The organism is Paenibacillus sp. 598K, from assembly GCF_003851045.1.
Taxonomy (GTDB): Bacteria; Bacillota; Bacilli; order Paenibacillales; family Paenibacillaceae; genus Paenibacillus_D.
On the sequence record NZ_BFBX01000004.1, the window covers coordinates 39,922 to 49,479 of the forward strand.

The following is a 9,558-nucleotide window of genomic DNA, read 5'->3' on the forward strand; positions in this document are numbered from 1 at the left end:
TGACACACCACGGAGACTGTCTCATCGAGGCAGTCTTTTTTTTGTGCCGTCATGGGAGGCTAAAATTATTTCGCAAGGGTCAAACTTTTGGGAGACTGACTACGAATACATAGAGGAAGGCCGGAACGCGGCGGAGAGGCGGGTGAGTCATGAACGAGGAACAGCGGTGGATCAGGCGAATTCAAAGGCGGTCCGACCGGGCGGCGGCAGGCGAGCTGATCGCGGCGTATTATAACGAAATGTATGGATTCATCTATAAGCAAACGCTCAGTGCCGAGCTGGCTAAGGATCTGACGCAGGATACGTTCGGCAGCATGCTGCAGACGATCGCCTCCTATGACGCGGGCAAAGCGTCCTTCCGCACATGGCTGTATCGAATCGCGACCAACCGGCTCGTCGATTACTACCGCTCGCGCTATTACCGCGCCCAGAAGCTGCACGAGCCGATCGATGAGCTGGAGCTGCCAGCGGAGGAGGACTTCACGATCTCCCTGGCCTACCGGGACGAGGTCGAGCGCGTCCTCGAGGTCGTCAATCGTCGGGCGGCGAGATCGCAACAGATCTTCCGGCTCCGGCTGTTCGCCGACTACCCGTTCCAGGAGATCGCAGCGCTGCTCGATATGCCGCTATCCACCGTCAAGACCGACTATTATGCGACGCTGCGCGCCGTGCGTCGCCACTTCGAGGAGGAGGAGGAGGAGAACCAACATGGAACGTGACAAGCTGGTCGTCCCTTATCCCGACGACGATGTCGTCCGCAGCGAGATCGAAGCGATCGTGAGCCGCTCGATGCCGCCCCGGCACACCTTCGTCGCCTATCTGGTCCGCATGCTGCGCGAGGTCGGACTGCGGCATCTGTTCCGCGACTGGACGGAGCTGGTCTATGTCTCGCTGACGACGATCGTCATCGTCGCGTTGATGCTGACCGCTTATCTGTCGAGCGCGGCGCCGCAGCCGTCGATGACGTACGTGCTGCTGTTCAGCGTCTCGCCCGTGCTCTATCTGACGATTGCGATCATCTTCTTCGCCGGCAAGCGCGATCAGGACACGTACGAGTTGGAGATGGTGTGCAAATATACGGTCTATCAGCTTGCGGCGCTGCGCATGACCGTGTTCGGCGCCGTAGCGGCTGCGGTCAATACCGCTATGGTCGCAGTCCTCGTCTGGACGCTGCCCGAGCTGGACGCTGTGAAGCTATGGCTTGTCTCGACGGCATCGTTGACGTTGTTTGGTACCGGATTTTTGGCCTTGATGCGCTATTCGTCCGCCAAGGGCATGCGGCTCGTCTATGTCGGCGGTTGGCTGGCGGTCAATCTGGCGCTTTATGTCTGGCATGAGCTGTTCTATACGGCGGTGCTGGAGCGGATGCCGCTCTTCGGCTATGCGATCTGGATCGTAGCGGCCGGTTATGGCATGGTCCGCGCCCTGCGCGCATTGATCACCATTCATCACAAGGAGGGATATATCTGAGATGCTGGCACTGCGTAATGTAAGCAAATACTATGGCGATTTCTGCGCGCTGAAGGAGATTAACCTCGAGCTCACCCATGGCGTCTATGGGCTGCTCGCACCCAACGGGGCGGGCAAGACAACCTTGATCAAGCTGCTGGTAACGCTGCTGCGCCCGACGACAGGCGAGATCCTGTACGACGGCCAGCCGATCGTCCAGCTGGACGAGCGATACCGGGAGCTGGTCGGCTACCTGCCGCAGCAGTTCGGCTATTACAAGCATTATAATCCTCGTCAATACTTGATGTATATCGCCGCGCTCAAGGGCATCGGCAAGACGGCGGCCAAAGGCAGGATCGAGGAGCTGCTCCAGTTGGTCGCGCTGGAGGGGGCGGCCAACAAAAAGATGAAGACCTTCTCCGGCGGCATGATCCAGCGCGTAGGAATCGCGCAGGCGATGCTGGGCGATCCGCAGCTGCTCATCCTGGACGAGCCTACAGCAGGACTGGACCCCAAGGAGCGTGTCCGCTTCCGCAATCTGCTCAGCGAGCTCGCGCGCGACCGCATCGTCATCCTCTCGACCCATATCGTATCGGATGTCGAGTCGATCGCAAGCGAGATCATCATGATCAAGGACAGGCGCATCCTCTATCAAGAGACGGTAGAAGCGCTGTGCAGCAAGCTGGAGGGCCAGGTGTTCGAGACGCTGATCGACTATGCAGCAGCGCCTCAGTTTCGTCGGGACGTGCTGTCGCTCTCGGAAAAGCAAGAGCAAGGGATGCTGCGCATCCGCTTCCTGTCGACGCAGCGCAGCGACCCGAGCTGGCAACCGGTACGGCCGCAGCTGGAGGATCTGTTCCTCGATGTGTTCCGCGACGAGGAAGCGGGCGGCGGGCAATGAGGATCATCGGGCTGGAGATGGCCAAGGCGCTGCGCTCGCCGCTCGTCGCAGGCTTGCTCGTCGTCTTCACCGCGCTCAATCTGTTCGTGATGTACGGCCAGAGCTACCAGCGCGAGGAGCTGCAGATGCTGAGCGCGCTCGTCTCGCGATTCGGTCATGACATGAACGGCGAGGGGTACGAGCAGCTGAGTGCGTATTACAAGAGCGAGCTGGCGGCGTTTAATACGATAACAGAGGCCAAGCTGGGCCGCACGTACGACAGCGCGGCGGAGTTTGCTGGGAGCAACTCGCAGCTCCTCGATCCGGCCCGTCCATTCACGGAGGATGAGGTCGAGCTGACGCAGCGACTGCTCGTCACCGAGCGTTATGTCCAGGCGGTGCCGGAGCTGCGCGAGCAGTATGCAGCCATGGACATGCGGGAGATAGCCAAGGGCATGCTCGATATCATGACCGAGCCGACCAGCGACAAGGTGGACAGCATCGTCTATGCGAACTATGACAAGCTGGAGCAACGGGTCATTGCGCTTCGCGAGCAGGGCGAGCACCTGCATCTGTTCTTCCAGGGGGTCGTGCACAAGATGCACAGCTTCCTGTACAAGCATGTCATCGGTCTGATGCTGTACCAGATGATGCTCCTGAGCGTGCTGATTACTGCGCAGATCATGAATTACGAGACAGATCGCAACACGCACCCGCTCATGTACGCGACCCGGCGCGGGCGCAGGCTGCAGCGCGACAAGCTGGCGGCGGCGCTGTTCTCCTCGCTGCTCGCGGCAGTTGTCCTGCTGGCCGTTAATCTGACGGCCTACTTCCGACTGTTTGATTACAGCGAGCTTTGGCAAGTGCCGATTAGCACAGGCTTGATGCGAGAGTTCCGGTTCACCCCCTATATCGCCTGGTGGCCATTCCGGTTTGCGGAGTATTTGGGCGCTGTCGTTGGCTTGGCTATGGCGCTGCAGCTCATTTTTGCCGGTTTTGCCGCCTGGCTGGCGCATTATGTGCGCAACAGCTATTTCGTTTGTTGTATGTTTTTGCTGCTGCTTGGCGCGGGGTGGGTCGTCACTACGGTGACGCCGCCGGGCAGCCTGCTTATTTTTGCGGCGTATGCCAATCCGTTTCAGTTGTTATGGGTGCCGCATGGCTGGTTTATGATGAAAAATGTGTTCACGACTTATCCGTCGTATGAGCTGGTGACCGTCGGCGGTTGGCTCGTTATCGTCGCAGCGCTGCTCGGGCCCGCCCGAAGACACTTCATACGGCGCGATCTGCGATGAGGAGGGGGAGCTTATGCGGGTAATCGGTTACGAGCTTCGCAAGCTGTTGCATTGGAAGAAGCTACTGATTGTCGGAGCGGTTTGGGTGATCATTTATCAGCTTTTTATGTCTTTTTATTTTGAATATTTCCCGAACGGGTCAGAGGGGTATGAATTTGATGCGGCAGTCGAGATGGTGTCCGATTATGGGCCGAAGCTGGATGACGAAGAGTTAAAGCAGTTTGTCGCCGCATTCGAGGCGAGGCAGCACGTATTCGCCGAACAGATCAAGGACGATGCGCGCTTCCAGGAGGCGGGGGTGGCGACCTTCGAGGAGTACGTCCATCATGACTCGCAGCTTCATCAGCCAAGCGAGCTGCGGAGCTATGCGCAGGACTTCGGTAAGGGGGCGCTAAGAGATCTCCTCGGGGAGCTGTATGCGAAGCGATACATCCTGGAATGGATGGAGTACAGTGCGGATACGGAACGATTCAGCTTGTTTGGCACTGCGCAGCAGCAGGCGCTGCAACGGATCGTCGAGGAGCAGCAATACCGGACGATCCTGCCGGAGCAGGTGATGCAATACTTCAAGATGACGCACAAGTATACGACCGCTGCGATCCTGATCGGCGTCGTCGTATTGACGTTGCCAATCCATATCGGCGATCGGCGCCGAGGCATGCTGCAGGTGCAATACACGAGCAGGCTAGGCCGCCGGCTGTATTGGCGCAAGCTGGCGGCAGCGATGATCGGCACGGCGGCGTGGACGACGGTGGCGCTCGGCGTGCTATTCGCCTTGCTTGCGCAGCATGATATTTCGATGTTCATGCAAGGGACGTTAAACTCCGCGTTGATGGCAGGCAACTATTGGCTTAACTTGACGCTGGCGCAGTATATGTTCCTTGCCGTGGGCTGTACGTATGCGCTCGCTTTTGGCGTCTGCCTCTTGACGGTATGGCTGTCCCGCATGATCGAGAGCTATCCGGTGCTGATCGGCATGCTCGTGCCCTTGCTCTTTATCGTGCTGACGGTCGGGTTCAATGCGTTGCTGGACCGCCTGCTGAGTCTCTATGATCCTTGGTGGAGATCGGCTGCCGGCTATGCGTTGTTGAGCCTGAGCGCTCTGGCGCTTGCGCTATGGAGGGGCAGGCGCGAACAGCGGCTGGACATCCGGGGCTAGACGCTTGGCGTCCCGGCCCGACGTTGCCAGCCGCTGTCGATTATTGCTTTTGTATTTTGGAGGGGTTGTTGATCTTGTATGGCACCGGGTGTCGCGTCAGTTTTTTGGCGATGATCTTAGCCTCGAAGGCGAGTACATCGCCCTCCGCCAGCTCCAGCTTCTTGAGCGTGTTGCTGTGGCTCGACCAGGCGTCGCCGATGTCCAGCTCCGGTTCGACCATCCGTACCTGCTCGTAGACGACGACCTCGTCGTCCTCCTCGGTGAAGTGATTGGGTACGGAGACGAACTCCTTGACGACCGCCGTCAGCTTGACCTTCTCCTCCGGCAGCTTCAGCTTCGTTTTTTTCTCTTTTTTGGCCGGCTCCTTGCGCGGAACGGGCTCCTCTGCGGGCTCGTCCCGATCCGAGACAGGCGTCACCGACGCGGCAGCAGCGGGTTCGGCGGCAGCCGTCGCGGGGGTGGATTCGTCTGCCGATTCGACGCGAGCGGCCGGGTCTGCCGCGCCGATCCGTTGGCTAAACGAAGCGGCCTGCATCTCCTTGAGATAGGAGGGGTGGATGCAGTGCCGTTCACCGTTCTCGAACTCGACGACAGCTGTCATCGCATCGATGTAGCCGACCACCGTACATGACAGCTGACGCCCGCCGCCCTTATAGACGAATTCCTTCAGCTTGACCGCCTTCTCCGACAACAAACCCCACTCCTGGCATTTCTCGATTTGCGACGCCTCATCCGGCAGCGGCGTATACTCGCCCGGGGGGATGACAAAGGTATGCTCCATGTGCTCGCTTCCGCCTTTCTTTCAGTTAGGAGTAGTGTAGCATGACCGATGCGCTCCTGCCAAACCAAAGGAGAAACAACGGTTGCGCGTTTGAGGTTTAGGAGCTAAACTATATAGAATGATAGTTTAGTTTCTATACTATATGGAGGTTGCAAAATGACTCATTCACACACACGCCGCTCGCCGATGCTGTTGCTGTCGATATGCATCGGCGCGTTCCTCTCCAACTTTACGATCGGCTCCGCCAATGTCGCGCTGCCAACGTTGGCGGATGCGCTGGATACGCCGATTAACAGGATGCAATGGATCGTTCTCGGCTATTTGCTGACGCTGACGATTCTGCTGCCGATGATGGGCAAGCTTGCCGACCGCTTCGGGATGCGACGCATTCACAACCTGGGCTATATCGCCTTTGCGACTACCTCGCTGCTCGCCGCTTGCTCGCTATCCGCGTCGATGCTGATCGTCGCGCGGGTGCTGCAGGGTGCGGCAGCCTCGATGTATCAGGCCACCAACATCGGCCTGATCTCCGCGCATGTCGCGCCCGATCGGCGCGGTCAGGCGATGGGCTGGGTCAGTCTGGCGGTCGCTCTCGGCGCGGTTAGCGGTCCGCTCGCCGGAGGACTGGCGCTGCACTGGCTGAGCTGGCCATGGCTGTTCGCGCTGCCCGCGCTGATCATGGCGCTAGCCTCATTCTGGGCGATCCGCGAGATTCCCCGCGATGCCGCAGGTCAGGCTGTACGAATAGACGGCTGGGGGGCGGCCATGTTTACGCTGGCGATCGGCATGCTCGTCCTGGCGCTGGCCCAGGGCGATGCGTGGGGTTGGCTCTCCCCGACATCGCTGGGGTTGATCGCAGGGGGAGCAGCTGTGCTGGCACTCTTCCTTCGGCGCTCGTCTCGGCATCCGGCGCCGTTCCTTGCGCTTGCGGCGATGAGGCGGTCCGGCGTTCGGATCGGGTTGATCGCGAGCGGGATTGCCTTTGCGATGGCCAACGCCGCTTTGGTCGCGATCCCGCTGCATATGGCCTCCATCGGAGACACAGCGCTCCATGCCGGTTTGGCCGTCGCCGTCTACCCGCTCGCCCTGGCTTGCACGGGTCCGCTCGCTGGAAGGTGGTCGGATCGTTACGGATCGATGCCCTTCGTATGGTTGGGACTGGCGCTGATCACCCTGTCCGCAGCCATGCTGTCCGCTGCCGAGGGTGCGCTATGGCTCCAGACGGGCGCGCTGGCGCTCTCGGGCATCGGGATGGGCGCGCTCGCTTCGCCGGCGCTGCGGCTCGCTATGCAAGGGGCGTCGCCGACGGACAAGGGCGCAGTCGGCGGCTTGCTGGCGCTGGCCCGCAATCTAGGCATCCTTGGCGGCTCGGCGCTTGGTCTTGGTCTGACAGGAGGGGGCGGAACGATGTTTTGGCCGATGCTGGCCGCATGCTTCCTGGGCAGCGTAGGTCTGGCGATGGTAGGTCTGCTGCGACGCGGCAGAGTAAGGCAGCGGCAGGTCGCGGAGGCAGCCCGTCTCGACTAACAGCCGGGAGGGCGCAATGTGCTGCGGGCCTGGACGACCAACGGCTTCACTGCGCACAAGGCAGTGAAGCCGTTGGTTTGTTGTCATAAGTGAGTTATCTGGGCGGGAGGTAACTCGCAGCGGATCAGTCCATCGCTGCGAGCACTTGCTCGATGCCATACGTCTGACCGATCGGCCCGTAGCCCAGCGCCAGTTGTCCATCGAATGCATAGACGCGTTGCTGCTTGACAGCCTTCAGATTAGCCCAGACCGGGCTGTCCTTCCAGGCTTCGATCTCGGCAGGCTGCGATGAGTCTCCGACGGTAAAGTTGCCGAGGAGCAGATAATCCGGGTCCAGCTCGCTCAGTCCCTCGAGGCTGAGCTGACCGCCTTCTTCGGCAAGCGTGCCGGATGGCGGCGTCAGCCCGAGGCCGCTATAATACAATTCGGCATAGGCCGGTCCTTGCAGCCATACGGCATCTTTTCTTACCTGCAAGAGCGCTGTCGTACCCTCCACGTCTGCTAGACGCTGTTTGGCGTCCGTCTTCAACGTCTCGAAGCGTTCGATATAGGACTCGGCCTGCGCTTCCTGGGCGAGCAGCTCGCCGAACAAGCGCATCACAGTCGGCCAGTCCCCCCATACATTAACTGCCGCTTCGTCGAGAAAGTAAGTCGGCGCGATCTTCTGCAGCTCCGCGGCGATCGCCTTGTTTGTATCGCTGCCCGCCAGAATAAGGTCAGGCTCATACTCGAGCAGCGCTTCAAGGTTGACCTCGGTATTTTCTCCGATGATCTCTATCGCGCCGATCTTGTCGACGTAAGGCTTGTATTGCTCGCTGCCTAGCAGCGATTGATCTTCAGTGAACGGCAGCGTCAGCGCCGCATGGTCCAGATCAAACGTAAGCAGCACCTCGCTTAATCCCCAATGCGCAAGCGCGATCTTTTGAGGCTTTTGCTGAATCGTAAAGTCACCATTGGCATCCTTGACGGTTCGCGGGTAAGCGGCGGCTTCGGGTTGGTCCACAGACGGTTCGACTTCGTCCGCCTGCTTGGGCTCGTTCGCTGAGCTTGGAGGCTGCGCCGTAGGATTCGATGAGTCGGAGCCGTCCGAGCAAGCAGCCAGCAGCGCCGAGAGGAGGAGCGTCGCGATCATTATCGCGAGGTAAGGTTTGACAGTTTTCATTGCTGTGTATTTCTCCTTTGCGAGATCTGTCTGAATATGTGATAACGATTCTCATTATCGTAATTTACTTTATCATGTTTCTTGACACATCGAGAATGGAGATTTCGCCTCGCAGGGATGGACATTTTCACCTTGGAAGCTCGCGGATCGCGCTGGGCGACATCCCCATATACTTCTTGAACAGACGGCTAAAGTAATAGGGATCATAGTAGCCAACCTGCGCTGCTATTTCGCGAATCGAAAGCTCGGAGTACAGGATCAGCTCGCGTGCACGGTTCATTCGATAGCGGATCAGGTAAGGAATCGGGCGTATGCCGGTGAATTTGTGGAACAGATAAGAAAAATATTTCGGCTTCATCCCGAACATCTCCGCAAGCGCATCAAGCGTCAACGCCTCGTCGCAACGGGCATGCATATAGGCGATCGCTTGCTCGACGACGGATGAGCTCTGGCTATTATGATATCGACGCGCGCTCTCGAGCACCTCGTGCAGCAGTTGATAGAACAACGTCTGCTTATGCAGCTGCTCCAGTTGACCGGGGACAGGGGAGATACGGCAGAGCTGCTCGATCAGCCCGGTCAATTCGACAGAATGGGGCGAATACAGCTGGGCGACCTCTCGCCAGTGCAAGCCGCCAAGTCGCTCGGCCACGACCGGCTCGAAATGAAAAATCACATAGCTGAAGCCGCCAGCCGCCACATCAATCGTCAGCGTCCGATCGAAGCCGCCGAGGCTGGCGCAACCGGGCGTCAGACGAATGGGCGGGCTGCCGCCAAAGCGAAATACCGCCTCGCCGTGCAATGCGAGGAGCAGTGCCGGCGCCGTGGTGGGGCGTTCCTTATGTCCTTCGTAACGACCCTCACCCGCCAGCGTCGTCCGATGCACATCGAGCAAGACGACCGGTTCGGCGTTCAGCCGTTCCGCTATTTCATCATAGATTAACTTCATTGCGGTTCACCTCAGCAGCAATAATCTGTGTCCACCAGTATAACATGTGCGTAATCGTCTGTGTCCCAACGCTATTGCATCTTGCTGCAACAGTTTTTTTGCTGTTCATTTCCAAGTAAACAGATATATAATAAAATCTGTCGAATCATATCAAAAGTACTAATATGACAGGTATCGCTCCGTCCGATACAATAGGAGTCATAGGTTAGGCAATCCATGAACGAGGTGAACCCATGCAGTTCCATGTAACGAACAGTCCATTCAATGAACAACAGGCGGATCTGCTCAACCAGCTGCTGCCGACGCTGACGCCGTCGCAGAAGCTCTGGCTGGGCGGATATCTGGCAGCCTCGCCG

Annotated in this window: 10 protein-coding genes; 7 read left to right on the forward strand and 3 right to left on the reverse strand. The window is 58.9% G+C overall.

Going from position 1 to position 9,558, the window contains the following annotated elements; all coding sequences use genetic code 11:
- Positions 1–149 precede the first annotated feature (149 nt).
- The 5 genes from PA598K_RS01810 to PA598K_RS01830 are packed head-to-tail and all read left to right on the forward strand — an operon-like array spanning position 150 to position 4,783.
- Positions 150–719: an RNA polymerase sigma factor gene (locus tag PA598K_RS01810; protein WP_128655202.1), complete on the forward strand. Its 570-nt coding sequence runs from the start codon at positions 150–152 to the stop codon at positions 717–719.
- Entirely contained in the window at positions 709–1,470 is a 762-nt protein-coding gene (locus tag PA598K_RS01815; protein WP_128655203.1) for a hypothetical protein, read from the forward strand. Before PA598K_RS01810 ends, PA598K_RS01815 begins: the two co-directional genes overlap by 11 nt.
- A gap of 1 nt (position 1,471) precedes the next feature.
- Entirely contained in the window at positions 1,472–2,350 is an 879-nt protein-coding gene (locus tag PA598K_RS01820; RefSeq protein WP_128655204.1) for an ABC transporter ATP-binding protein, read from the forward strand.
- On the forward strand, positions 2,347–3,624 hold the full coding sequence (locus PA598K_RS01825) for a hypothetical protein (protein ID WP_128655205.1): 1,278 nt from the start codon (positions 2,347–2,349) through the stop codon (positions 3,622–3,624). The genes PA598K_RS01820 and PA598K_RS01825 overlap by 4 nt, the downstream gene beginning before the upstream one ends.
- Before the next feature lie 13 nt (positions 3,625–3,637).
- Positions 3,638–4,783, forward strand: coding sequence for a hypothetical protein (locus tag PA598K_RS01830; RefSeq protein ID WP_128655206.1), 1,146 nt, complete (start codon positions 3,638–3,640; stop codon positions 4,781–4,783).
- 40 nt (positions 4,784–4,823) lie between these two features.
- On the opposite strand, the gene PA598K_RS01835 is transcribed toward PA598K_RS01830, so the two are convergent.
- Complete coding sequence (locus PA598K_RS01835; protein WP_128655207.1) at positions 4,824–5,564, reverse strand: hypothetical protein; 741 nt, start codon at positions 5,562–5,564, stop codon at positions 4,824–4,826.
- 156 nt (positions 5,565–5,720) lie between these two features.
- On the opposite strand from PA598K_RS01835, the gene PA598K_RS01840 reads away from it, so the two are divergent.
- On the forward strand, positions 5,721–7,091 hold the full coding sequence (locus tag PA598K_RS01840) for an MFS transporter (protein WP_128655208.1): 1,371 nt from the start codon (positions 5,721–5,723) through the stop codon (positions 7,089–7,091).
- 124 nt (positions 7,092–7,215) lie between these two features.
- Here the strand turns inward: PA598K_RS01840 and PA598K_RS01845 are convergent, their stop codons facing one another.
- Positions 7,216–8,253 (reverse strand): ABC transporter substrate-binding protein, encoded by a 1,038-nt coding sequence (locus PA598K_RS01845; protein WP_128655209.1) that lies wholly within the window; start codon positions 8,251–8,253, stop codon positions 7,216–7,218.
- A 127-nt stretch (positions 8,254–8,380) separates the two neighbouring features.
- Positions 8,381–9,202 carry a helix-turn-helix transcriptional regulator gene (locus PA598K_RS01850; protein WP_128655210.1) on the reverse strand — a complete coding sequence of 274 codons (822 nt, stop codon included), beginning with the start codon at positions 9,200–9,202 and terminating at the stop codon, positions 8,381–8,383.
- Positions 9,203–9,435: 233 nt separating this feature from the next.
- On the opposite strand from PA598K_RS01850, the gene PA598K_RS38955 reads away from it, so the two are divergent.
- Positions 9,436–9,558 (forward strand): hypothetical protein (locus PA598K_RS38955; protein WP_376739030.1); only part of this gene is annotated, 123 nt, incomplete at its 3' end.